General features: G+C 73.3%; 21 protein-coding genes. 13 read left to right on the plus strand and 8 right to left on the minus strand.

Annotated elements, in window-relative coordinates; all coding sequences use genetic code 11:
* Positions 1-134: 134 nt before the first annotated feature.
* The gene (locus I6A60_RS10190; protein ID WP_203020208.1) at positions 135-1,307 is read right to left on the minus strand and encodes an amidohydrolase family protein; all 1,173 of its coding nucleotides are present in this window, start codon (positions 1,305-1,307) and stop codon (positions 135-137) included.
* 401 nt (positions 1,308-1,708) lie between these two features.
* Between I6A60_RS10190 and I6A60_RS10195 the strand changes: the two genes are divergently transcribed.
* The 3 genes from I6A60_RS10195 to I6A60_RS10205 all read left to right on the plus strand — a co-directional run bounded on the left by I6A60_RS10195 (position 1,709) and on the right by I6A60_RS10205 (position 3,754).
* Positions 1,709-2,398, plus strand: a complete 690-nt coding sequence (locus I6A60_RS10195; RefSeq protein ID WP_203020210.1) for a response regulator transcription factor — start codon at positions 1,709-1,711, stop codon at positions 2,396-2,398.
* 128 nt (positions 2,399-2,526) lie between these two features.
* Positions 2,527-2,982: a tellurite resistance TerB family protein gene (locus I6A60_RS10200; protein WP_203020212.1), complete on the plus strand. Its 456-nt coding sequence runs from the start codon at positions 2,527-2,529 to the stop codon at positions 2,980-2,982.
* Between the two features lie 34 nt (positions 2,983-3,016).
* Positions 3,017-3,754 (plus strand): ABC transporter permease, encoded by a 738-nt coding sequence (locus I6A60_RS10205; RefSeq protein WP_203020214.1) that lies wholly within the window; start codon positions 3,017-3,019, stop codon positions 3,752-3,754.
* Between the two features lie 43 nt (positions 3,755-3,797).
* Here I6A60_RS10205 and I6A60_RS10210 read toward each other — a convergent pair whose 3' ends face one another.
* Entirely contained in the window at positions 3,798-4,640 is an 843-nt protein-coding gene (locus I6A60_RS10210) for a TIGR03620 family F420-dependent LLM class oxidoreductase (protein WP_203020216.1), read from the minus strand.
* Between the two features lie 171 nt (positions 4,641-4,811).
* On the opposite strand from I6A60_RS10210, the gene I6A60_RS10215 reads away from it, so the two are divergent.
* Positions 4,812-5,969: a hypothetical protein gene (locus I6A60_RS10215; protein ID WP_203020218.1), complete on the plus strand. Its 1,158-nt coding sequence runs from the start codon at positions 4,812-4,814 to the stop codon at positions 5,967-5,969.
* A 48-nt stretch (positions 5,970-6,017) separates the two neighbouring features.
* Positions 6,018-6,461: a PPOX class F420-dependent oxidoreductase gene (locus I6A60_RS10220; protein ID WP_203020220.1), complete on the plus strand. Its 444-nt coding sequence runs from the start codon at positions 6,018-6,020 to the stop codon at positions 6,459-6,461.
* Positions 6,462-6,485: 24 nt separating this feature from the next.
* On the opposite strand, the gene I6A60_RS10225 is transcribed toward I6A60_RS10220, so the two are convergent.
* A complete protein-coding gene (locus I6A60_RS10225; RefSeq protein WP_307873617.1) occupies positions 6,486-7,895 on the minus strand; it encodes a hypothetical protein in 1,410 nt (469 codons plus the stop codon).
* A gap of 550 nt (positions 7,896-8,445) precedes the next feature.
* On the opposite strand from I6A60_RS10225, the gene I6A60_RS10230 reads away from it, so the two are divergent.
* The 3 genes from I6A60_RS10230 to I6A60_RS10240 all read left to right on the plus strand — a co-directional run bounded on the left by I6A60_RS10230 (position 8,446) and on the right by I6A60_RS10240 (position 12,468).
* A complete protein-coding gene (locus I6A60_RS10230) occupies positions 8,446-9,798 on the plus strand; it encodes an ABC transporter substrate-binding protein (protein ID WP_203020237.1) in 1,353 nt (450 codons plus the stop codon).
* A gap of 336 nt (positions 9,799-10,134) precedes the next feature.
* Positions 10,135-11,562 carry a class I adenylate-forming enzyme family protein gene (locus I6A60_RS10235; protein WP_203020239.1) on the plus strand — a complete coding sequence of 476 codons (1,428 nt, stop codon included), beginning with the start codon at positions 10,135-10,137 and terminating at the stop codon, positions 11,560-11,562.
* A gap of 198 nt (positions 11,563-11,760) precedes the next feature.
* A complete protein-coding gene (locus I6A60_RS10240; RefSeq protein WP_307873619.1) occupies positions 11,761-12,468 on the plus strand; it encodes a helix-turn-helix domain-containing protein in 708 nt (235 codons plus the stop codon).
* A gap of 54 nt (positions 12,469-12,522) precedes the next feature.
* Here the strand turns inward: I6A60_RS10240 and I6A60_RS10245 are convergent, their stop codons facing one another.
* The gene (locus I6A60_RS10245) at positions 12,523-13,683 is read right to left on the minus strand and encodes a cytochrome P450 (RefSeq protein WP_203020244.1); all 1,161 of its coding nucleotides are present in this window, start codon (positions 13,681-13,683) and stop codon (positions 12,523-12,525) included.
* Between the two features lie 383 nt (positions 13,684-14,066).
* On the opposite strand from I6A60_RS10245, the gene I6A60_RS10250 reads away from it, so the two are divergent.
* The gene (locus I6A60_RS10250) at positions 14,067-14,438 is read left to right on the plus strand and encodes a hypothetical protein (RefSeq protein ID WP_203020225.1); all 372 of its coding nucleotides are present in this window, start codon (positions 14,067-14,069) and stop codon (positions 14,436-14,438) included.
* A gap of 160 nt (positions 14,439-14,598) precedes the next feature.
* Here I6A60_RS10250 and I6A60_RS10255 read toward each other — a convergent pair whose 3' ends face one another.
* Complete coding sequence (locus tag I6A60_RS10255) at positions 14,599-15,255, minus strand: Clp protease N-terminal domain-containing protein (protein WP_203020227.1); 657 nt, start codon at positions 15,253-15,255, stop codon at positions 14,599-14,601.
* Positions 15,256-15,558: 303 nt separating this feature from the next.
* On the opposite strand from I6A60_RS10255, the gene I6A60_RS10260 reads away from it, so the two are divergent.
* Positions 15,559-16,293: an SDR family NAD(P)-dependent oxidoreductase gene (locus tag I6A60_RS10260; protein ID WP_203020229.1), complete on the plus strand. Its 735-nt coding sequence runs from the start codon at positions 15,559-15,561 to the stop codon at positions 16,291-16,293.
* A 35-nt stretch (positions 16,294-16,328) separates the two neighbouring features.
* A complete protein-coding gene (locus tag I6A60_RS10265; protein WP_203020231.1) occupies positions 16,329-17,126 on the plus strand; it encodes an enoyl-CoA hydratase/isomerase family protein in 798 nt (265 codons plus the stop codon).
* Between the two features lie 6 nt (positions 17,127-17,132).
* Here I6A60_RS10265 and I6A60_RS10270 read toward each other — a convergent pair whose 3' ends face one another.
* Entirely contained in the window at positions 17,133-18,269 is a 1,137-nt protein-coding gene (locus tag I6A60_RS10270) for an ADP-ribosylglycohydrolase family protein (protein ID WP_203020233.1), read from the minus strand.
* A 374-nt stretch (positions 18,270-18,643) separates the two neighbouring features.
* Between I6A60_RS10270 and I6A60_RS10275 the strand changes: the two genes are divergently transcribed.
* Both I6A60_RS10275 and I6A60_RS10280 read left to right on the plus strand, forming a co-directional pair.
* Entirely contained in the window at positions 18,644-19,624 is a 981-nt protein-coding gene (locus I6A60_RS10275; RefSeq protein ID WP_203020235.1) for a general stress protein, read from the plus strand.
* 149 nt (positions 19,625-19,773) lie between these two features.
* Complete coding sequence (locus I6A60_RS10280) at positions 19,774-20,766, plus strand: alpha/beta hydrolase (RefSeq protein ID WP_307873621.1); 993 nt, start codon at positions 19,774-19,776, stop codon at positions 20,764-20,766.
* 36 nt (positions 20,767-20,802) lie between these two features.
* On the opposite strand, the gene I6A60_RS10285 is transcribed toward I6A60_RS10280, so the two are convergent.
* Together I6A60_RS10285 and I6A60_RS10290 are read right to left on the minus strand one after the other, a co-directional pair.
* Positions 20,803-21,765, minus strand: a complete 963-nt coding sequence (locus I6A60_RS10285) for an enoyl-CoA hydratase/isomerase family protein (RefSeq protein ID WP_203042240.1) — start codon at positions 21,763-21,765, stop codon at positions 20,803-20,805.
* Positions 21,766-21,908: 143 nt separating this feature from the next.
* Entirely contained in the window at positions 21,909-23,003 is a 1,095-nt protein-coding gene (locus tag I6A60_RS10290; RefSeq protein ID WP_203017321.1) for a dihydrodipicolinate reductase, read from the minus strand.
* Positions 23,004-23,186: the final 183 nt, after the last annotated feature.

Here is a 23,186-nt window from a genome sequence, read left to right on the forward strand (position 1 = left end):
GGGGGGGGGGGGGCGCGCTGGGGGGGGGGGGGGGGGGGGGGGGGGGGGGGGGGGGGGGGGGGGGGGGGGGGGGGGGGAGGGGGGGGGGGGGGGGGGGGCGCGCCGAGCGGGTCGGCCCGCCACCGCTGGCCGTCTTAGCCGCCGATGCGCTGGGCAAGGGCGGGCAACAGCCGCCGGGCGTTCTCGCGGTTGATCTGGCGGCGGACGCCCGGGCTGAGCACTGGATCGGTGTCGATCGCTCGCGCGTTGAGGCGCGCTCCGTCCGCGGTGGAGGCCGGGAAGTCCGAGCCGAACAGCAGCTTCTCGGCTCCGACGGCGGCGAGCAGCGAGGGGGTGGCGCCCGGCGAGATCGGCGCCGCCGAGTCATACCAGCACCGCCTGATGGCGCGGGTGGCCACGGCCTGGCTGACCCCTACCCCCAGGTAGGAGCCGAGCTGCAGCCGGCTGGCCAGCAGCGGGAAGAATCCGCCGCCGTGCGGAAGGATGAAGGAGATGTTGGGATAGCGGTCGAAAACCCCGGCCAGCAGCATCTTCACGGCCGCGCGTGTGGTGTCCGCCAGGAAGTCGACCAGGAAATCGGGGACGGGCGCGCCGGAGCAGCCGGGCAGGTTGTACGGATGGGTGAACACCACCGCGTGCCGCCGGTCCAGCTCGGCGAGAATGGGGTCGAACGCCGGGTCGCCGAGATACTGGCCCCCCGCGTGCATGCTCAGGACGACGCCGTCGGCGTGCAACGTGTCCAGCGAGTACCCGATCTCGGTGAGGGCCACGTCGACGTTGGCCAGCGGCGCGGCGGCGAAGAATCCGAAGCGGGTCGGATGGTCGCTGATCACCTGGCCGAGCGCGTCGTTTCCGACCCGGGTGCTCTCCGCGATCTGCGCCGGAGTGAGGCTGGTCAGGAACTCCGAGGGGGCCGGCCCGGACAGCACCGAGGCGGCCACCCCGGTCTCGTCCATGATTGCCAGGGAGCTCTCGGCGGTCCAGTTCGCCCAGGGCGGCCCGCCCACCGGGGGAAGCAGCCCGTGGTCGACCATCCACTGGTGCGCGGCCGCCGGGATGGCGTGGTGGTGCACGTCGATGCGGCCGTTCGCGTTCCCGTTGGCGGCGGCCGCGGGGCTGGGCGCGGCGGCGCTCGGGCTCGCGGCGGCACTGGGAGTGGCGGCGGCGCTGGCCGTCGCCGCCGCGGAGGGCGCCAGGGTCGCCGCGCCCAGCGCGGCGGCGCCCCAGAGCAGGGAGCGCCGGTGGGGAGCAGGAGAATCCAGCCCCTGGAGCGGTTGACTTTCGTCGAGGGCGTTCTCGTCGCGCACAAATACTCCTCTTCGAGTGCGGATCCGAGGCATTCACGTGCGGAGCGCCGTGGCGTTGCCTCGTGTTCGGACGAGCCGGGCTCTGGCGGGCAGGACGCCAGAGGGCAGACGGATGTTTGGCCATCAGCAAAATGCCGGCGACCGGGTCGGGCGGACCGTATCGACCCTTCGTGGGCCCCGCTGCCCGTTCGCCGCACGATGGCGGGGTCACGCCACTCATGGCGGACCCGCGCCGCCCGTCGATATGACGTCGACGGCCGAATCCCGCATCGAGAAACGGTTTAGCGGCCGGTCGGTTTTCCCGGGGTGCACGGATAGCGCTGGCGCCGGGCGCCGAGGCCGGCCGCTCGTCCTCGCGAAAGGGGGTGTGGTGCCCCCGTAGGGGTGGGTATGCCCTGCCCATGGCAGGTGGTACCCCGCTCCCCGCGGCCTCCGGCGCGCCCGGACCGCTCACCGTGGCGCTCGTCGACGACTACGACGTCGTGCTGGCCGGTGTCGCGCGCATCCTGACGCCCTACCAGGACCGCGTCCGCGTCATCGAGATCGACACCAACCGGCCCGTCGCCCAGGACGTCGACATCGTGCTCTACGACTCCTTCGCCCAGCCGGAGGCCGGCGGCGAGGAGCTCGCGGACATCGTCGCGAACGAGCACACGGGCCGGGTCGTCATCTACACCTGGAACTTCCACGAGACGCTGGTCGAGAGCGCCCTGGCGCGGGGCGCGAGCGGCTACCTGTCGAAGACGCTCGCCGCCCGCGAGCTCGTCGCCGCGTTGGAGGCCGTCCACGCGGGGGAGGTGGTGGTCAGCCCGCCGCCGCGCTCCCGCACCGTCGCCGGGCTGGACTGGCCGGGCCGCGGCGAGGGCCTCACCGAACGGGAGGCGGAGGTCCTCGCGTTGATCACGCAGGGGCGCAGCAACGCCGAGCTCGCCGAGATCACCTGCCTCAGCCCCAACACGGTGAAGTCGTACATCCGCACGCTGTATCGCAAGATCGGGGTCACCAGCCGGTCCCAGGCCGTGCTGTGGGGCGTGAACCACGGGTTCGCGCCCGACTTCCACCGGATCCAGTCGTGGCGCGTCAGGATGTGAACGCCACGGGCGCCCGCAGCGCGCCCGGAGAACCTTCGACGGGTGTGGGGCGTTGGACCTCACAGCGTCAGGTGACTGGAGATCCGCGGCCGGGCCGCGGAGCGACTCGATACAGAAAGAGAAGCACGATGCCGATCTGGGACCGTCTGCGCACCTCGACGCAGACCATGCAAGGCCAGCTCACGGCGAAGAAGAACGAGCTGAAGAGCGGCGCCTTCCGCGACGCCAGCATGGCGATCTGCGCGCTCGTCGCCGCGGCCGACGGCACCGTCGACCCGGCCGAGCGGCAGCGCGTCGCCGGGCTGATCGCCGCCAACGACGTGCTGACGAACTTCCCGGCCGACGACCTGCAGCGCCGGTTCAACGACTACCTGGTCAAGCTGCAGCAGGACTTCGCGTTCGGCAAGGTCTCCGTCCTCCAGGAGATCGGCAAGACGAAGAAGAAGCCGGCGGAGGCCCGCGCGGTCATCCAGATCGGCATCATCATCGGCGGCGCCGACGGGAACTTCGACAAGACCGAGCAGGCCGTCGTCCGGGAGGCCTGCTTCGCAGTCGGCATCAGCCCGGACGAGTTCGACCTGTAGCCCGAGCGGAACTCGCCTGGGCCGCGGGATACCGGTGAGCGACGACGTACGGCTGGCCGTCAGCCTCGGGCTGCTGCTGATCCTCGCCGTCGCCGCCCAGAGCTACGGCCGGCTGCGGCTGCGGGCGGCGGTGCTCACGGCCGCGCTGCGCGCCGTCGTGCAGCTCGCCGCCGTCGGGCTGGTCATCCGGTCGGTGTTCGCGGCGCCGGCGGCCAGCGTCGCGGTCCTCGCCGTGATGGCGGCGGTGGCGACCCGGACCGCGGCGAGACGGCTGAGCGAGCTGCCCGGCGCGGGCCGGGCCGTGGTCATCGCGAGCCTGTCCGCGGCGGCGCTCACCCTGGGTGTCCTGTTCGCGGTGCCCGCCCTGCCGCGTTCCCCCCGCTACCTCGTGGCGCTCGGTGGGATCGTGCTGGGCGGGACGATGACGGCGTGCACGCTGGCCGGCCGCCGGCTCCTGGACGGCCTGCGCCGGCGCCGCGACGAGGTCGAGGCGTGGCTCGCGCTGGGCGCGACCCCGCGCCAGGCGGTCGCCGACATCGCCCGCACCGCGGCCAGCGAGGCGCTGCTGCCGGCGCTGGACCAGACCAGGACCGTCGGCCTGGTCACCCTGCCCGGAGCGTTCGTCGGCGCCCTGCTCGGTGGGGCGAGCCCGCTGGCCGCCGCCCGGTTCCAGCTCGTCGTCCTCATCGCGCTGCTGGCCGCGGAGACCTACGCGGCGGTCGTGCTCGTCTGGCTGCTCGGCGCGCCCACCCAGCTGCCCGCCTTCGAGTAGCGGCGCCGGCCGGCGACTGAGCGGCGCCGGCCGGCCCGCCTGACTAGCGCAGCAGGGCTTCCGCGAGGCGGGCCTGCCAGGCGGCCGTGTCGTCGGCGCCTGCGTCGGCGGGCAGCCGCAGGCCCAGCACGACCTGGTCGGCCCCGGCCGCGTGGAACTCGGCGATCCGGGCCACGATCGATTCCAGCCCGCCCCAGACCGTGATGCCGTCCACGAAGGCGTCGCTGAGCTCGGTGATGTCCGCGTCGGCGAAGCCCATGCGCTCGAAGTTGGCGCGATAGCCGGGAATCGTGGTGAAGAAGCCGGTCGAGGCGCGGGCGAGCTCCCGGGCCGCGCCCGGGTCCGCGACGGGGATGACCGGCACCAGCACCGCCAGGGCCGGCCCGGCACCGAGCAGCGCGCGGGCGCCCGCGACGTACTCCGGGGTCACCAGGTACGGGTAGGCGCCGGCCGCGCGGTCGCGGGCCAGGTTGAGCATCCGCGGGCCGAGCGCGGCGAGGACCCGCGCCGAGGCGGGCACCACCGGGGCCTCGGTGTCCAGCGCGTCCAGGTAGGCGTTGAGCAGCGGGAACGGCTTCGGCCCGTGCGCGCCCCCGAGGCCGACGACGAACCGGCCGGGATGGTCCGCCTCCAGCGCCGTGTAGGTCGCGGCGACCTCGGCGGCCGGCACCTGCAGGACGGGCACGATGCCGCTGGCGACCCGCAGGTCGGTGGTGGCGCGCACGATCCTGCTGATCTGGGCCAGGTTGTTGCCCTGGCCGCCGGGCAGCCAGAGCGTCTGGTAGCCCAGCTCCGCCAGTCTGGTGGCGGCGGCCGTCTCGGCCGCCGGTTCCGCTGTCGCGTCGAGGCCAAGGCCCGCGATACCAATCGGTCCCGCAATGGTCATGCCTTGCGGCAACAGGCCCGGCCGCCGCGCTGTTCCCGGCCGGCGAGGCGGCGTCATAGCAGGCGCTCAGGGTCCCATCGGCCTGTGGCCATGCCATTCCGGCTTCCGCCTCCGGGCTGGTGTTCGTCCCGTGGTCAGGGTCTGGCCAGCCGGACGGACTAGCCTGGGGCGATGATTACGGACGGGGCGGCGGCGGTGCTGGCGGCATGCTGGCGGGACGAGTACTGCGTGCCCAACCCGGAGGTCTACCCGCACCTGTGGCTCTGGGACTCGTGCTTCCACGCCATCTCCTGGGCGGCGCTCGGCGACCGGCGGGCCTCGGTCGAGCTGGCGTCGTGCCTGGACGCCCAGCTGCCGAACGGCTTCGTGCCGCACATGCGCTACGCCTCGCCGTCCGATGGCCGCGGCCCGCTGGCGGACCGCTCCTCGTTCACCCAGCCGCCGATCTACGCCCACGCCGCGCGGGTGCTGGCCGACCGCGGACTGCCGGTCGCCGCTGACACGCTGGCCCGGATCGAACGGGCGCTGGACCATCTGTGGAACCACCGGATGGGCTCGGACGGGCTGCTCTACATCGTCCACCCGTGGGAGTCCGGGTCCGACGACTCGCCCCGGTTCGACGACTGGGTCGGGCGCTCGACCTGGTCGCGTCTCGCGTTCACCATCGTCGACCACCAGCTGGTCGACTCCACCGAGTTCGACGAGCAGGGCGCGGCGCGCTGGTCGCGGGACTTCGTCGTCGCCCCGGCCGCCTTCAACGCGTTCGCCGCGCACGCCGCGGCGGAGCTCGCCGCGCTGACCGGGGACCCGGCCTGGCGGCGGCGCTCCGGCGAGCTGGCCGGCGCGATCGACGACGTGCTGTGGGACGCGGACCAGGGGCACTGGGTGGACAGGCCGATCGTCGGTGGCGGCCCGAGCGCGCTGATCCCGACGCTCGACGGGCTGACCCCGTTGCTGGTCACCGCGGACCCGGTGAAGGCCAGGGCGGCGCTGGCGCTGGCCGCGGACCCGGCCGGCTACGCGGCCCCGTTCGGCCTGCGGTTCGTGCCGCCAGGCCACCCCCGCTACTCCCCGGAGCAGTACTGGCGCGGGCCGGCCTGGCCCCAGCTGAACTACATGCTGTACCAGGCGGCCCGCCGCTGGGAGGCCGCGCCGCTCGCCGAGGCGATCGCCGACGCGAGCCGCCGCGCGGCCGTGGTCTCCGGCTTCGCCGAGTACTGGAACCCGGAGACCGGCGCGGGCCTCGGCGCCCGGCCGCAGGGCTGGGCGGCCCTCGCCGCCACCTACCCGCCGGTCCCGACGCAGGCCACCCCGGTGGCCGCCAGCTGACGAGGCGGCCGTTGACCTCAAGCGCGCTTGAGGTCCTACGGTCGCGGCATGACTTTCACTGATGCCGAGCACCGGTTTCTGGCCCGCCAGCCCCGGGGCCACCTGTCGACGATCGGCCCGGACGGCGTCCCGCAGGTGAAGCCGCTCGCCTTCACCGTCAACGCCGAGCTGGGGACGATCGACATCGCCGGGTTCGCGATGGCGAGCAGCGCGAAGTACCGCAACGTGCTGGCGAATCCGCGGGTCGCGTTCGTGGCCGACGAGGTGACCGAGCAGACCATGGAGGGCGCGCACTTCCTGGAGATCCGCGGCGTCGCCGAGACGGTGACGCGCGCGGCCGGCGACGGGCACCTCGCGCCCGAGATCATCCGGATCCATCCCCGCCGCGTCGTCGCCTACAACATCGACCCCGACCGCCCGGGCCTGCACACCCGGGACGTCGCGGCCGACGCCGCCGACGCCGCCGAGGACAACGTCGCCGCGCGGGCCTGAACCGTCCCGTCACCCGCGCCGGGGTCAGCGCAGCGGCATGACCCGCACGATCCGGACTGACGAGCCGGTGGCGCCCACGGCGGGGAAGGCGACGCTGCCGTCGGGGTAGTCCTTGGCCTCGACGTAGGTGTGGTCCGCCGCGGCGATGGTGAACTGGCTGCCCACCGCCGCGCCCGAGGTCGAGTCGTACACCTGGGCGGCGGTGGCGGACCCGGACCGCCAGGTCAGGAGCATCCTCGCGGGGCCGTAGGCGACCAGGTGCGAGTGCTCGGTCCTGTCGGCGGTGACGACCGTGTGGTCGGACGCGCCGGTGGAGAAGTGCTCCAGGCGGGCCTGGTCGCCGTTGCTCCAGGCGGTCCAGTAGCCCTGGGTCCCGGCGAGCACGAGGTCGCCACCGAACAGGGTCCCGTCACAGACCCCGGCCGCCACGGTCTGGCCGGTGCTGGGGCGGGCGATGCGGCAGTTGTTGTCCGTGGCGCAGACCATGGCGAAGTGGCCGGTCCGGGAGTCCCAGGTGATGTGGGAGTCCCAGGCGTGGCTGCACCCCCAGGCGAAGCTGTCGTGCCCGGGGACCAGGGCGCCGGTGGTGGCGTTGACGACCTGCATCCGGTCACCCTCGTGGATGTCGACGCAGCCGCCGTTGGCGACCGTGATCGCGGCCTCGAAGTAGGCCGCGTAGTTGGTGCCGTCGTAGGCCAGGGTGCCGTGGTGGTTGTACCACCAGACGAACAGGGCGCCGGGGTCGTAGCCGCCCAGGCTGCCGCTGAGGTTGGTGACCTGCTGCTCCCAGACCTGCCGGCCGGCGTTGTCGAAGCGGACCATCCACATGGCCCTGGTCGGGCTGGACGTCCCACCGCACAGCGTGCCGTTGCCCTGCGGGCCGGGGCGGGTCAGCAGTACCACCACACCCTGCGCGTCGGCCCGGATGTCCTGCAGGTCGACCCCGGCCACGGCGGTGGTGGCGCCGACCAGGTGGTCGTCGCAGTCGAGCCTGCCGAGATGGACCTGGGAGTCCGGGCTCAGCCAGGCCAGCCATGAGCCCCCGCCCGGTGCCGCGGTGATCGCGGTCGGCAGCGGGTCGGTGTCGCCCTGCGGCCCGAAGCTGACCACCGAGGAGCCCAGCGGGACGTCGGTGATCCTCGTCGTCGGCGCGGAGCCCGCGGCGCGCCCACAGGCACCGGGCGCCGGCGCGGACGCGGTGCGCGACGGCGTCGAGGTCACCGGCACCGTGGCCGGTGTGGTGGCCGGCGGCGACGAGGTGGTCGGCTGGACCGACGGCGAGGCGGACGAGCGGACTGGCGGCGAGCTGGTCGGGGTGCCGACCGGGCCCGCTCCGCCTCCGCCGGTGGGGAGGCCGCCGGCTGCGCAGCCGGCTGCTGTCGCCACGGCGACGGCCAGCAGCGCCAGGGTGCGGGCGGTCCGTTTCAGGGTCACGGTCAGCTCCATCGGGTCGGGCCCCTCCGATGGGACAGTCGTTCCGCGGCCGTGAATGGTTGCCGAATCACGGAGATTGCTCGGATTTGGCAGGTATTCACGTCTTTCGGCGCTTTCGGATTCCGAGTCCTGCGCCATGGTCGCGGGCCCGCCCAGTTCGGTGACCAGGGCGGAGGGCTGGGCGGATGGCCTCGCTCCGCCGTGCGGTGCCCCGCGGCCGGGCGACCTGCGTCGTGCTAGGTAGAACATCGTTCTTGTGTTTGAGATCCCCGGAGTTCGCCTAGGTGTAGAGCTTGACGTCCTCATTGAATGTTGCGAGCATGCGTCCACTCCCGGCGACGCGCGACGCCGGCAGTCCGCGAGGTGGCCCGGCTGGGCGCCCCGAACCCCGCGGCGAGCCCGCCAGCCGGTGCCCGCCGCCGCATCCCCTGTTCCTTTTCACGACCGACCGCGCGGCCCTCGTCCGGCCGCGCCGGGTCGGCTCCCAACCGACGTCTCCGGCCTGCCGACCGCGGGCCTGGGCAACTCGTAGGCAAGGTGAGGGCACGTGGTGAACCTGAGGGTCACGAGAGTCTCGACGGACCGGCCCGCCTGGCGGCGGAGCCGCCGCGCGCGCGCCCGGTTATCCAGCGCGGCGCGGTTATCCGGGCTCACCCGGCGGCCACCCGTCCAGTTGGTCGCGGTCCTCGCCGTGGGCGTGGGACTAGTCGCGGCCTGCGGCGGCAGCGGCGGGGGCACCACCGCCACGCCGGCCGCGTCCGCCGGCGCGGCGAGCGCCCTGCTCGGCCCGGTGGCGCGGGCCACCGGCACCCCCGTCAAGATCGGCATCATCACCGAGGGCAAGTCGGCGATCTCGGACATGTCCGCGCAGGACACCGTCGCCGACGCCACCGCCAAGTGGCTCAACGAACACCGCTCCGGGATCGCCGGACACCCGATCGAGCTGGTGAAGTGCGACGCGCTCGGCGACCCGGGCAAGGCCGCCGACTGCGGCAACCGCCTCGTCGAGGCGAACGTCGCCGCCGTCGTGTTCGGCGAGACCGCCGTGATGGCCGCCGCCTGGAAGCCGCTGCACGACGCGCACCTGCCGGTGATGCTCTACGCCACCTCCGACGCCGGCCCGCTGCTCGACAAGGACTCGACGTTCGTGCTGTCCGACCCGACCGCCGGGACGATCGGCATGCCCATCTCGGTCGCCAAGTCGCTCGGCCTGAAGAAGCTCACCGCGATCGTCATCGACGTGCCCTCCGCGGTCGGGTTGGAGACGACCGTCGCGCCGGCGCAGGCCAAGGCCGCCGGCCTGGACTTCAACCTCGTCCGCATCCCGCCGGGCACCGCCGACATGACGCCGCAGCTGCAGCCGGTCGTCGCGGGCGACCCGGGCCTGGTCTTCGTGCTCGGGAACGACTCGTTCTGCATCAGCGCGTTCAACGGCCTGCGGGCGGCCGGGTTCACCGGCCATATCACCAGCATCGCGCAGTGCGTCACCGACGCCACCCGCAAGGCGGTGCCGGGCAGCCTGCTCAACGGCATGCAGATCAGCGCCAGCTCGCCGATCGGCCTGGACAACCCGTCCACCCGCCTCTACAAGGCCGTCGTCACCACGTACTCCAAGGGCGTCGACACCAGCCAGCAGGGCGGCATGAGCATGTTCAGCGCGCTCGCCGGCTTCCAGACGGCGGTCGCGCGCCTCACCGGGGACATCACGCCGACCAGCGTTCTGTCGGCGATCAGGTCGATGCCGTCGACCGAGCTGCCGGGCGCGGGTGGCCTGACCTTCGAGTGTGACGGCAAGGCCAGCACGCTGGCGAGCTCGGTCTGCACCCGCGGCTCCCTGGTCGCGACTCTGGACGCCAAGGGCCAGCCGCGCAGCTACCAGGTCGTGGGCGCCTCGGCCGGTTGAGCCGGCGGGGCCGGGTCGGCACTCTCGGCGCCGGCCCGGCTCCGTCCGCGCGCATCGGCGCGGGCCGAGCCGGGCCGGGCGGCGCGGGCCGATTCTCGTGCCTCGGCGGCCGGCACGCGGGAACCTGGTGCCTGAACCGGAGCCCCGCGCGGGATCTTGGAGGGATGTGCCGTGGAATCCGCCTTAGACACCGAGGCCAGCGATACCGCCACGAACACCGAAACCGAAGCCGAAGCCTTGGCCGGGGCCGTTCAACCCGACGCCGGTCAGCCCGGGGCCGGTCAGCCCAGTGCCGGGCAGCCTGAGGGCGCCGCGGTTGTCAGTCTCGGTCGCCGGATCCGGGACCTGGCGGCGGACGGCTCGTCCGACCCGGTGTACCGGCACATCGCGCTCGACGGCACCGAACCGGCGTTCGGCTGGCCGGAGCTGGACCGCCGGTCCAGCCAGCTCGCCGCCGCGCTGTCGGCCCGCGGCCTCGGCCACGGCGACCGGCTCGGCCTCGGGCTGCGTAACTCGCCGCAGTTCCTGTTCAGCGTGCTGGCGGCCTGGAAGCTCGGCGCGGTCCCCGTCCCGGTGCGCTGGGACGTTCCCGACTGGGAGCTCGACCGGCTGCGGGCCGTCATCGAGCCGCGGCTCTACCTCAGCCCGACCGACCTCGACTGGATCGACGCGACCGCGGGCGACGACCCGCCCGACCTGCCCGACGTCGTCTCCCCGCACGTGAACGGCATCTGCAGCAGCGGGTCGACCGGCACCCCGAAGATCATCGTCAGTGGCCGCCGAGGTGTCCACGACGAGCGCTTCGCCGGCCCGCTGATGGCGAACTGGCGGCCGGTGCCCCGGCCGCAGACGATTCTCGTGCTCGCGCCGATGTACCACATCAACGCCTTCGCCACCCTGTTCAGCCTGCTGTCCGGTGACCGGCTCGTCGTGATGGAGAAGTTCGACGCGGCCCGGGTCGCGGCCGTGATCGAGCGGCACCGCGTCACCACCTTCACCGCGACTCCCACGATGCTGCAGCGGATCGCCGATCTCCCGGGCGTCGAGCAGCGGGACTTCTCCAGCCTCGACTGGATCCTGCAGGGCGCCGCGCCGATGCCGCCGTCGCTGGTGCACCGCTGGGCCGGCCTGATCGGCGCGGACCGGATCGCCATGGCCTACGGGATGACGGAGGGCCTGGGCCTGACCGCCATCCGCGGCGACGAGTGGCTGACCCACGAAGGCAGCGTCGGGCGCGGCCTGGGCGGCACCGAGCTGCGCGTTCTCGACTTCGACGGCGCCGAGCGGCCCACCGGCGAGACCGGTGAGATCTTCCTGCGCTCCCCGGCCAACGACGGTTACCGCTATCTGGGCGACGCCCCACGGTTGCGCGCCACCGAGGACGGCTTCCAGACCGCCGGAGACATGGGCCATCTCGACGCCGACGGTTTCCTTTACCTCGTCGACCGCCGGGTGGACATGATTGTCACCGGCGGCGCCAACGTCTTTCCCGCCGAGGTCGAGAACGCGCTGATCGACCATCCCGGGATCGCCGACGTGGTCGTCGTCGGGCTGCGCGACCCCGAATGGGGCCGGCGGGTGCACGCCATCGTCGAGCCCGCCGACCCGGCGGACCCGCCGTCCGCGGCGGAGCTCATCGCCTACGCGAAGAACCGGCTCGCCCACTACAAGGCCCCGAAGACCGTCGAGCTCGTCGGCGCGATTCCGCGCAGCGAGGCGACAAAGGTCAACCGCGGCGCCCTCGTCGCCGCGCGGGGCGGCTGACGCGAGGTCCTGACGCGAGGTCCCAGCAGCGATACGACAAAGGTCAACCGCGTCGCTCTCGTCCCGGCCGGCCGACGCGACGTCCTATCCGTCGCGACGTCCCATCCGTACACGGACAGGCCGCCCCGGCCGGCTGGGCGGGGCGATCTGGCCGGACTGCTCGCCGTTTCGGCGGCGGCGAAAGGTAGCGTCAATGCCGTGTCCTGGGCCGAACGCGCCGCCGACCGCTCGCCGTCGGTCCAACGCTCCCGCCTCCGTACCATCCAGCAGGCGAAGCTGATCGTCCAGGCCGCCCGCCGGCTGGTGAACGAGAAGGGCGACCAGTTCACCACCCAGGAGCTCGCCCGCGAGGCCGGCGTCGCGCTGCAGACCTTCTACCGGCATTTCCCGGGCAAGGACCAGCTGATGGTCGCCGTCATCGAGGACCTGATCGCGGAGAGCGCCGAGGCCTACGCCGAGGCTGCCAAGGAGCTGCCCGACCCGGTCGCCCGGCTGCGCTACTACGTCCTCGCGATGCTCTCCGGCCTGGACGCCGCCAGGGGATCCGGGGCCAGCACGGGCGGCGCTGACGGCGCGACCGGCGAGGCCGGCCCGAGGTTCGTCACCGCGCAGCACTGGCGCCTGCACCAGCGTTTCCCCGAGGACATGGCGCACGCGATCCAGCCGATCACAGATCTGATCGCGACCGAGCTGCGCGCCGGCGAGGCGGCCGGCCTGCTGCACCCGACCGACGTCGACCGCGACGCCGCCCTGGTGACCAAGCTCCTCATGACCGTGTACCACCACCACGCCTTCGCCCCGCCCGAGCAGCCGATCGACGAGATCGCGGCGCACCTGTGGGCGTTCTGCCTCGCCGCCGTCGGGGGCGCCGCCCCGCCGCGCGAGCCGGCCGGTCCCGGCGCGTAGGGCAGCCGCCGACGGGCGGCCGGCCATCGACGGCCGGCCGGCCGGGCGGTTGGGTCAGGCGGACTGGCCGGGCTGGAGCGGGAGCGTGACCAGCGACCGGATCGTGGTCGTGAAGGCCGGCTGGAAGCCGTCCGGCACCCGGTACTCGGGGATGCGCGCGTGCCACTCGCGCAGCGCGATGCGCAGCTCCAGACGGGCCAGGTGCGAGCCGAGGCAGCGGTGCGGCCCGCGGCCGAAGGCGATGTGCCGGTTCGTCGCGCGGTCGAACCGGACGACGTCGGGCTCGGTGATCTCCTGCTCGTCGGTGTTCGCGGCGCCGAGCAGTCCCGTGACGACCATGCCCTTGCTGACCGGGCAGCCGGCGATCTCGGTGTCCTGGGTCGCGACGCGCGCCACCATCATCACCGGCGACTCCCAGCGCAGCAGCTCCTCGACGGCGTTCGGGATCAGGCTCGGGTCGTTGACCAGCGCGCGCCGCCGGTCGGGGTGCGTCGCGAGGTGCAGCATCATGCAGTCCAGCGAGGCCGAGACCGTGTCGAGGCCGGCGACGAGGAACAGGAAGCAGATGTCGACGATGTCCTCGTGGCTGAGGCGGGCCCCCTCGACCTCCGTCTCCAGGAACCGGCTGACGATGTCCTCACCCGGGTTGGCGCGCCGGTCGGCGATCACGGCGTCGAAGTACTCGTAGATCGAGTCGGACGTCTTCGTCAGCAGGGCGATCGAGTCCTCGTGCCCGCGCGGCTGCCCGGTGATGGACTCGGGCCGGATGAACCCGTCCTTCATCGTCAGGAAGGTCGGTAGCTCGTCGAGCGGCAGGCCGAGCAGGGTGAGGAAGACCTGGGACGGGAACTGGGTCGAGAACCGCTGGACGAAGTCGACCTCGTCCTGCGCAGCGATCGTGTCGATGAGCCCGCGGGCGAGCTCGCTGATCGGCCCCTCCATCTCCTTCATCCGCTGCGGGGAGAAGAGCGGGTCGAGGATCTTACGGTACTCGCGGTGCTTCGGCGGGTCGATCTGCAGCGGGATCAGCGGCCGCTTGGCGCCCGTCTCGGTCACACCGACGCCCGAGGAGAAGATCTCGGGGTTCGTGAGCAGCGTCGCGATGTCGGCGTTGCGGGTCAGCAGCACCGCCCGGTCGCCCACCGCCACGGCGCCCCGGGCCCGCAGCGCCGGGAAGATCGCCTGCGGCGCCGCTAAGAACGCTGGGTTCTCCATCGGGTTGCCCGTCGCGGGTGCCGCACTCGAGGACGCGTTACCAACCGACACTGGAGCTCCCTGTCGCCGCCGGCCGAAGTAGTTGAACCAAGCCCAAATCTACGGCAACCCGGCGCTCGCGGCCAGACCGGGTGAGACCAGGCGAGCCCGGCGGCGCCGGACCGTCGCGGCGCGGGTCGCCGGAGCCCTCCGCCGGTGGTCGAGCGGGCCCCGGCCGTCGGGGCATCGAGTTTCGTGACCGGGAAGAAAAGTCGTCACGTGTCGGGCCCTCGTCGGCGATATCCCTGCTGGGCGGCGGAAAGAAATTCGGGCCGCGCATGGCCCGGCGGCGGGGCGGGTAGGTCGGCCGCGCTCAGGTAGTCGACGGTCCTCGGAGGGATGTCGTGCGCGGAGTCTCGAAGATCAGGTCGATCGCTCTCATCATCGGGGTCGGAGCTCCGCTGGCGGTGATTCCCCTGGCCGCCGCGCCGGCGATTGCCGGAACCATCAACAACCCGTTGAAGGTGGCCGGTTCGGTCCGGTGCAAGATCGGGTCGGCCGAGTCGCTGCTGATCACCGGCGGCGGGGAGTCTCACGGCACGACCGTCGGTCCCGGCGGCGTGTTCTCGGTCGTCTTCGGCAACCCGAACCTGCCCAGCACGGCGACTGCCCAGGTCCGGTGCGATGTCGCGGGCAAGCGGACCTACCGTTCGACGAACTTCCTGCTGTATCGCCCCCAGGGCGGCCAGGTCCTCAATGTGAGCCTCGACGCCTGAGAAATCCCGCGGGTCCGGTCGGTGGGAGATCCCGTGAAGGGAATTCCGCGAATCGACCGGACCCGCGGGTCTTTCCGAGTCTGAGAATCCCGCGGGTCCGGTCGGCGGGAAATCCCGTGAATCGACCGGACCCGCCGGGATTTCCGAGTTCTTTTTCCCGTCAGGCGGTTCTGGACGCGGTCTCGCCGGACGGCGCCTGCTGGGCGACGAGGCCTCGCTCGACCTGGCGGAACTCGACGGCAAGCCCGAAGTCGCGGCGGTCGAGGGCGTCGTCCTTGGCCGCGCGGACCTGCTCGATCCGGGCGTCGAGGTTCCCCGCGATCCCGTCCAGCAGCGTCGGGCCCGGATAGGGCAGCACGTCGAGGGCTACCAGCACCCGCCGATGGGCCTCGTCGCGGTTGACGCGCAACCGCTCGAACACCCGGAAGGCGTGGCCGCCGTCCTCGCGCAGCAGCGCGAGCAGGATGTGCTCCGAGCCGACGCTCGTGTGGTCGATCGCCGCGGCCTCCCGCCGGGCGCGTTCCAGAATCCACTGGGCCCGCAGGCTGAGCGGCAGCGAGCGGCCCCGGCCGACCTTGCCGCGGCCCCGCGCCGTGGTCCGGCCGGCGCCGTGGCCGACGATCCGGACGATCTCGGTGTGGGCACGGTCGCGCGTGACGCCCAGCGAGGCGAGCGCGGCGGCGCCGGACCCGATCCGCCGGTCCAGCGCCGCGAGCAGCAGGTGCTCGGTGGCGATCTCGTCGTGGCTCAGGCCGAGTGCCTCCCCCTGGGCCAGGGCGAGCAGGCGTCGGGCATGGTCGTTGAGCAGGTCATGCATCGGTGCGCTCCCGGTGCGGTGTCCGACGCCCGATGGCGGCCGGTTCAGTTGTCCCTCTATTGTCCAAAAATGTGGACGCTCGCGCTCGCAATCTGGCCGAAACCAGGGCCGATGGCGGCAATGGTGTCCCATCTGGTGTCCTACACCGTGTCCCTTTGCGCCGCGACAGGTGCCCGGCAACCTGGCAGTAGCGGTGGCTATCGGCTGCCTGGGGGCCGGTCGGTCTGATAGGCAGTGCTGGCGGATCTCCACCACGGTGATCGCCGGCTCGCGGCGCGGGTGGGCGGGCGGAACGGAGCGGGCGTGGGCGTGCTGGCCGACAAGGTCGCGATCATCAGCGGGGCCGCCCGTGGGCAGGGGCTCGCGGAGGCCGAGCGCTTCGTGGCCGAAGGCGCCAGCGTCGTGCTCGTCGACCGGCTCGCCGAGGCCGTCGAGGCGGCCGCCGGGCGGCTCGGGGATGCGGCGCGGTTCGTCGCGGGCGACGTCGCGGACGAGCGGACCTGGACCGAGGCCGTGGCGCTGGCGACCGACGAGCTCGGTGGCGTCGACATCCTCGTGAACAACGCCGGCGTCATGGTCAGCCGGTCGCTGGTCGACACCGACGAGGCGACCTTCCGCGACGTCCTCGACACGAACCTCGTTGGCGCCTACCTCGGAATCCGGGCGGTCGTGCCGGCGATGCGGGCCCGGGGCGGCGGTGCCATCGTCAACACGGCGTCGGCCGCGGGCCTCAAGGCGATCCCGATGGGCTCGGCCTACGTCGCGTCGAAGTTCGGCCTGCGCGGCCTGTCCCGCGCGGCGGCGCTGGAGCTCGGCCGCCACCAGATCCGGGTCAACTGCGTCTGCCCCGGCCTGGTCCGCACCGAGATGGCGGCCGACCTGCTGCGCTACCACGAGAAGGAGGCGCTCGCGAACATCCCGCTGGGTATCGCCGCCGAGGCGTCGGACGTCGCGGACCTCGTCCTGTTCCTGGTCAGTGACGCCGCTCGGGCGATCTCCGGGGGCGAGTACCTGATCGACGGCGCCTCGATCGCCTGACCGCGCCGCCCAGCCCAGCCCCTGGAGGAAATTCCATGAGCCCCGCCAACGCGTGGAACACGTTGGACGTCTCGGTCGAGGGCCGGGTCGCCTGGGTGCGGTTCAACCGGCCCGACCGGCGCAACGGCGTGACGACGGAGATGGCCGTCGAGATGTACGGCGCGCTCACCGAGCTGGCGGACCGTGACGACCTCACGGTGCTGGTGCTGACCGGCGCCGGCGACACGTTCTGCCCCGGCGCGGACCTGCGCCTGGCCGCCGGTGCCGACCCGGCCGCGGCCCGGGTCCTGCCGGCGGCGGAGACGTACCACTCGGCCCGGCTGCTGCGCGAGCTGCCGGCGGTCACGATCGCGGCGGTCAACGGCGCCTGCGCGGGGGCGGGCTTCGCCTGGGCGGCGGCCTGCGACCTGCGGGTCGCCTCGGAGACGGCCCGGTTCGCGACCGCGTTCGTCAACGTGGGCCTGCCCGGCGAGCTGGGCCTCGCCTGGACGTTGCCCCGGATCGTCGGCGCGAACCGGGCCCGGGAGCTGATGTACCTCTCACCGAAGCTCGACGCCGAGCAGGCCCGCGAGTACGGCTTCGTGAGCCGGGTCTGGCCGGCCGAGTCGTTCCAGGAGGAGCTCGGCGCCCTCGTCGACACCCTGGCCAGCCGCCGGCCCGAGGCGCTGCGCGTCATGAAGCAGAGCCTGCTGGAGGGCGAGCAGCTGACCCTGGGCGACTACCTGACCGTCGAGTCCGCCCGCTACCTGGCCATGCTCACCGGAGCGGGCGCCGGCGAGGTCGCCGACCGCCTCGCCGACCGAGGCGCGGCCCTGCGCCCCGCGGGGGAGTAGCTACCGTCAGCCGCCGGGGTAGCGGGCCGACCATTCGACGGTGACGCCGCCCCAGCGGTCGGCGACGTCGGCGCTGCCCGTGATCTCGCGAACCAGGTCGTCGGCGATCTCACGGACGACCTCGGCGCCCTCCAGCTCGGCGAGCCAGTCCTCGGGCAGCGCGTCGACGCCGACCGCGGCGCCGACGAGGTTGCCGCAGATGGAGCCGGTGGAGTCGCTGTCGCCCGAGTGGTTGACGGCGGCCAGCAGCGCGGCCGCCGGGTCGTCTGCGGCGACGACCGCGCAGAACACGGCTATCGCGAGCGCCTCCTCGGCGACCCAGCCTTCGCCGAGGGCCTCCACCTGGCCGGCGATGGTCCGGGCGTCGACGCTGGTCCCGCTGGTCCCGCTGGTCCCGCTGGTCCCGGCGGTTCCGGCGGTGATCTCGGCGGCGGCGCCCAGGGCGCGGCGCAGCGCCGTGGCCACCTCGCCGCCGGCCGGCTCGTCCTGCGCGTGGGCCAGGGCGGAGCGCGCGGCGTCCAGCACCGAGCTGCCGTCGATCACCAGCGCCATGATCCACGCGAGGGCTCCGGCGGCCAGGTAGCCGGACGGGTGGCCGTGGGTCAGCACCGCGCACTCGACGGCCAGCGCCCAGGAGTCCTCCGGGTCGCGACGCAGCAGACCGAACGGCGCCGAGCGCATCACGGTGCCGCAGCCCTTGCTGTCCGGGTTCGCCGGTTGCTCCAGCGTCCCCATCTTCGGCTGGGACAGGCCGGACAGGCAGGCGTTGCCCGGGGCGCGCCGGGCGTAGAGCACCGGCTGCGCGGCGAGCCAGCCGCTGACCTCCGCCGGCGGCTCGGTCATCCGCTGCGTGACCAGCCAGCGCTGGTAGGCCTGCCACAGCACGGTCGGCGGATGGCAGATCCCACGGGAGCGGCCGCGGACCGACGCGCGGATCAGGCCCTCGGCGGTGAACAGCGTCATCTGGGTGTCGTCGGTGATCGGGGCGAGCACCCCGTACCCGCCGGTCATCCCGGTGACCCCGGCGGGCCCGAACCTGGCGCGGATCTCCTCCAGCGCGAGGAACTCGATCCCGGCGCCCAGCGCGTCTCCCAACGCGCCGCCCAGCAGGCAGCCCCGCACCCTGTCCCGGTAAGACAACACCGCGTTTTCTCCTCCACCACCCGTGCCCGGCGACCGTTCCCGACGTCCACCCGGTGCTCATCGGGCCCGTCGTGGCAGACCGCAATGCCGTCAGCGGTGGCGCCATGCGTGTGGACCGTCCCGCCGCGTGATCCAAGCCTAGGCAGCGGGCCCGCCAATCCCACGCCGCGTCGCCAGTAAGACCACACCGCGCGTCGCGAACGCTCCCGCGCCCGGCCGGGTGCGTCTGGGTGTCCGGGCCGGATCTCGGTTGGCGCAGGCCGCCGGGGGGATTTCAGCTGGGTGGCCTCACGTCCGGGCTCGGCGGGCATCGGAGCCGGTGAGGCGCCAGCAGGCGGCCACGAAGGATGGCCCGACGCAGAGGCGGTGGCCAGATGGGATGGCGCGAGATCCTCGGCCTTCCGGCGGACCGGCGGCCGAACGGCCGGCACGACGACTCCAGCGGCGGCTGGCGCCCCGCGCCCCGGGACACGGGCGCTTCCGGCCAGGGGACCGGCCGGGAGCGCGTCAGTGGCCAGGGATTCCGGCCGGGTGACGTCGACGAGTCGCCGGACCCGGGCCTGACGAGCCACGGCACGCTCGACGAGCCCTCGGACCACGCCACACGCCCGGCCCGGCTCGCGGAGCCGGTCCAGACCGCCCCACCGGCTGAGGAGTTTCGGGGGCCTTCCGGGCCTGTCCGCGCGGGGGAGCCGGCGCGGGGCCAGGAGCCCGGCAGGCCGGATGACCCGGCGGTCGCAGAACGGGCGGGTGCCCCGTCGGGCGGCGGCCCGGCGAGCGGGCGCGAGCTGGCCTGGCGGTTCCCACCGCAGCAGGTGGTCGCCTCCTACGAGACCCACGGCCAGGCGGCCCGCGCCGTCGACCACCTGGCGGACCACCGTTTCCCGGTCGAACGGACCGCGATCGTCGGCCGTGGCCTGACGAGCGTCGAGTCGATCGGCCGGATGTCGTGGCGGGACTCGACGCTGCGCACCATCGCCGGGTGGGCGGTCGCCGGCGCGGTGCTCGGCTGGCTCCTCGGCCTGCTCGACTGGGCCAGCCCACTGCGGGCGGCGTTCTCGCTGGCGCTGTGGGGCCTGCTGTTCGGTGGCGTGCTCGGCCTGATCGGCGGCCTGCTCGTGCGTGCCTTCTACGGCGGCGGGCATCCGAGCCGGGTGACGCACAGCCAGACCTATCGGGCCGACAGCTATGACCTGCTCGTCGACACGGAGGTCGCCGAACGGGCCAGGAGCACGCTGGTCCTGGGCGGCTTCCCGGTGACCGGAGCGGTCCGCCAGGACGCGGCCGTCTCCGGCGGCCTGCGGGTCGGCGACCCGAACGAGCCCGGTCGAGCCGGCGCGAGCCGCCGGTCCTGACCAGCCCCGCCTGACCGGCGACCATGACGTAGGACCCGGTGACTCTGTGCTGCATCGGGTGGTGCGTCCACATCGTTGGTCGCTTGTTTTCTTCGCCGCTGCGGCGTTGCCGGGGAGACGTTCACGCTGCTGCCGTAGGTAGTTGTTCCGTGGGCATACCTACACAGGTTCGCGCGCCGGGCCGCTGGAGGAGTCGCTTCCGCCGGACGGAGCCGGCCCGGACGGCCGGGTCGGCGTCGGACTCCTGGGAGCGCCATCGCGAGGAGCTGCCCTGGGGGCGGCCCGACCTCGAGCACCAGTGGCGGCTGCTGGACATGCCGGACGAGATGCTGCCGTGGTGCCACGAGGTCCGCGCGCTGCGCCGGGCCGACGCGCTGCTGCGCGCGGCGCACTTCCGCGGCGGGGACGGCGCCGACGGCGATCCGGTGGTCTTCGTCCCGGGCTGGTCGTCGACGCCGTACAGCTGGCGGCACGTGATCCCGGCGCTCGCGGCGACCAACCCGGTCTGGTACTTCGAGACCAGGGAGAAGGCGTCGTCGCGGCTGCGGCACGGCGACCGGCTCACGGTCGCGGACATGGCCGCCGACCTGCGCGACTTCGTCCGCCAGTCCGTGCCAGCCGGCCGCTACGGCATCGTCGCCGCGTCGGCCAGCGCCGTGCTGGTGCTGCAGACGTTCGCCGAGCTGGACCCACCGCCGTCCTGGGTCGTGCTGGTGCAGCCGCACATCCACCTGCCCGTCCCGGCCGCGGTCCAGCTGCTGCGGCTGTGGCCGGCACGGCGGCTGGAGATCTTCCGCCTGCTCATGCTGCCGGCGGCGCGCCGCGCGCACCAGCGCCGGGCCGGCGAGTCGCTGGGCGGTTTCTACAAGGTCCTGGGCAGCGCCGACATGGCGAAGCTGCGGCGGTCGCTGTTCACCTGGCGGGGCTACCCGGGCCTCGACCTGGACTCGTTGTCCGCGGTGACCTGCCCGAGTCTGGTGGTCGGCGTCTCCGGTGACCGGCTGCACTCGGACACTGCCGCCCGCCGGATCGCGCGCCGCCTGCCGGCCGGCGCCTACCTCGATGGCCCGACCTTCGCCTGGACGCACACCAGGACCATGGCCGAGACGATCCTGACGTGGGCCGGTACGGCGGTGGCCTGACCCGACCAGGAGCGGCCGTCAGGGCGGGAGCGGCCGTCAGGGTGTGTCGGCGGCTCCGTGGTCGGCACCGGGGGTCTGGCCGTTGGGGGAGGTGAAGAGTGGTTCGTCGGTGATGTCGAAGTGGGCGTCGCGGAGTTGGAAGGCTTTCTTGGTGCCGTGTTGGGCGCGGGTCTTGACGAAGTTGAATTCGTCGTCTTCGAAGCGGAGGTTGGTGCCGTAGGCGTGGATGAGGTAGCTGGTGGTTTCTTCGCCTTGGTAGGCCTGGAGTTGTTCGACGAGGCGGAAGGCTTCTTTGGCGATGGTGATGCCGTCGGCGGGCATCTTCGCGGCTTTGCGGGCCCAGAAGTCGGCCCGCGCGCCCACCGCGTCGTCGTCGACGACCTCGGTGAACACCCCCAGCTGCGCCAGCTCGGCTGCCCGGATGATGTCGCCGGTGAGCAGTAGCCTGCGGGCCAGGACCGGGCCGAGCCGGTGGAAGAACATGTGCAGCGATCCGAGCGCCGGGCCGAGGAAACGGGTCGCGGGCATGCCTACCCGGGTGCCCGAGCCGACGACGGCGATGTCGGCCATCAATGCCAGCTCGAACCCGCCGCCGAGTGCGTAGCCGTTCACCTCGGCGACGGTGACCTTCGGGTAGCCGAGGAACTGGTGGTAGAAGTCGAAGGTTCGGCGGTCGACGGCGAGGCGGCGGCGTTGGCTGGGCCGCCGGGCCCGGCGGGCGTCGTCCTCCGGGTTGGTGCCGCTGCCGTACCAGGCGTAGGCGTTGCCCATGTCGGCGCCGGTGGAGAAGACGTCGTCGCTGCCGCGCAGAATGACGACCTTGATGGCGTCGTCGTCGGCCAGCTCGTCGAGGTGGGCGGCGAGCTGGGCGCGCATCGCGGGGTCGTAGGCGTTGCGCCGCGCCGGGTTGTCCAGGGTGAGCCGGGCGATGCCACAGGACTCGTCACGCTCCAGCAGCACGCGGCCCGTAGGCGCTGGATGTCCGCGGTCGTCGGCCATGGCTCGTACCTCTCGCTGTGGCTGGGGGCGCCGCGTCGCGCCTGGTCGGCCGGCCCGAATCCGGGGCGGCCGTGCGCCGTTCGGCGCCGGCGACCGGCGCCGGGTGGGCCGGGGTCATCGTATATCTCTAGATAATTGCGTGCTCAGGAGATGGCGTCGGCCGGCGCCGGGGCGACGGGGCGGGCCCCCGGCCCGAGGACGTGGCGGCCGTTGAGCAGCGGCAGGTCGAGGAAGGTGCGGATGCCCGCCGGGGCGGCGCAGACCGGGGCGATGGCGTGGACGGCGTGCATCGCGGTTCCGAGGCAGCCCTGGTCGTTCTCGTCCTCGCCGTGCACCGCGATCTTCGCCTCCAGCACCATCGACGGGCTGCCCTCGACGGTGACCTTCCAGCCCCGGCCGGTGGGCCAGTCGGGCGCCTGGCCCGAACCGACCCGGGTGATGTGCTCGACGGTCAGCGCCGGCCGGCCACCGATCACCGCGGTCGCCGAGAAGCGCTGCGCCGACACGGTCCCGGCCTCGATCCGGCCGACCTTGATGTCGAACGCCTCGGCGGCGACGGCGACCTGGCGGTCGTAGACGAAGTCGTCGACGGTCGCGCCGAGGCCCTCGGCGACGAGCATGAGCGGGGCACGGAAAGCCGAGCCGGCCAGCTCCGGGACCGACAGCGGCACCGGCGCGTCCGGGGCCTGGCCGAAGCCCATGATGTCGAACATCATCTCGACGCTGTCGTACGAGCTGTAGTCGAGCAGCTCCTGGACCAGCAGCGAGTCGATCCGCTCGAACAGCGTCGACATGGTCAGCGGCAGCACCTCGGCGGCCCAGCCGGGCTCGATCCCGGTCCCGTGGAACGACGTGCCGCCGGCAGCGCAGGCCGCCTCCAGCTGCTCGACGGCCGGCTGGCCCAGGCTCGCCGGGTAGATCAGCGCCGTCACGGCGGTCGAGATGACGTTCTTGCCCGACGCGAGCAGCCGGCAGATGTCGTCGAGCGCGCCGGCCGGGTCCAGCTCGCCCTGCGCGAGGTAGAGCACGCAGTCGGCGTCCAGTGCGACGGCCTCGTCCTTGTCCCGGGTCGCCGCGACCCCGACCGGCCCGATGCCGGCGATCTCGCCGACGTCCCGGCCGGCCTTCGCCTCCGCGTAGACGAACGCTCCGACGAGCTCCAGGTCCGGATGGGCGGCGACGGCGCGCACCGCGTGCCTCCCGACGGTCCCGGTGGCCCACACGACTACGCGCAGCATGGCGTACCTCCGGCGTCACTGGCCGCGCCGTCTGCCCGGCTTGGCGTGTCCGTCAAAATATCTAGATGTAACGGGGGACGCAACGGGCGCGGCGACCCGCGCCCCCCCGGCCGGGGGGGCGGCGGGCGGGCGCGGGCACGCGGCGGCCGGGGCAGCGCCGCGCCGGGCGGCGCAGTTGTCGCG

It is taken from the genome of Frankia sp. AgB1.9, from assembly GCF_016786355.1.
Classification (GTDB): Bacteria; Actinomycetota; Actinomycetes; order Frankiales; family Frankiaceae; genus Pseudofrankia.

Bases quoted from the DNA above. Each gene is read 5' to 3' on its own strand.
- I6A60_RS10285 (WP_203042240.1), bottom strand. From the start codon at position 21,765: ATGGCCGACGACCGCGGACATCCAGCGCCTACGGGCCGCGTGCTGCTG.
- I6A60_RS10195 (WP_203020210.1), top strand. From the start codon at position 1,709: ATGGCAGGTGGTACCCCGCTCCCCGCGGCCTCCGGCGCGCCCGGACCG.
- I6A60_RS10210 (WP_203020216.1), bottom strand. From the start codon at position 4,640: ATGACCATTGCGGGACCGATTGGTATCGCGGGCCTTGGCCTCGACGCG.
- I6A60_RS10245 (WP_203020244.1), bottom strand. From the start codon at position 13,683: ATGGAGAACCCAGCGTTCTTAGCGGCGCCGCAGGCGATCTTCCCGGCG.
- I6A60_RS10215 (WP_203020218.1), top strand. From the start codon at position 4,812: ATGATTACGGACGGGGCGGCGGCGGTGCTGGCGGCATGCTGGCGGGAC.
- I6A60_RS10265 (WP_203020231.1), top strand. From the start codon at position 16,329: ATGAGCCCCGCCAACGCGTGGAACACGTTGGACGTCTCGGTCGAGGGC.
- I6A60_RS10290 (WP_203017321.1), bottom strand. From the start codon at position 23,003: ATGCTGCGCGTAGTCGTGTGGGCCACCGGGACCGTCGGGAGGCACGCG.
- I6A60_RS10255 (WP_203020227.1), bottom strand. From the start codon at position 15,255: ATGCATGACCTGCTCAACGACCATGCCCGACGCCTGCTCGCCCTGGCC.
- I6A60_RS10220 (WP_203020220.1), top strand. From the start codon at position 6,018: ATGACTTTCACTGATGCCGAGCACCGGTTTCTGGCCCGCCAGCCCCGG.
- I6A60_RS10275 (WP_203020235.1), top strand. From the start codon at position 18,644: ATGGGATGGCGCGAGATCCTCGGCCTTCCGGCGGACCGGCGGCCGAAC.
- I6A60_RS10200 (WP_203020212.1), top strand. From the start codon at position 2,527: ATGCCGATCTGGGACCGTCTGCGCACCTCGACGCAGACCATGCAAGGC.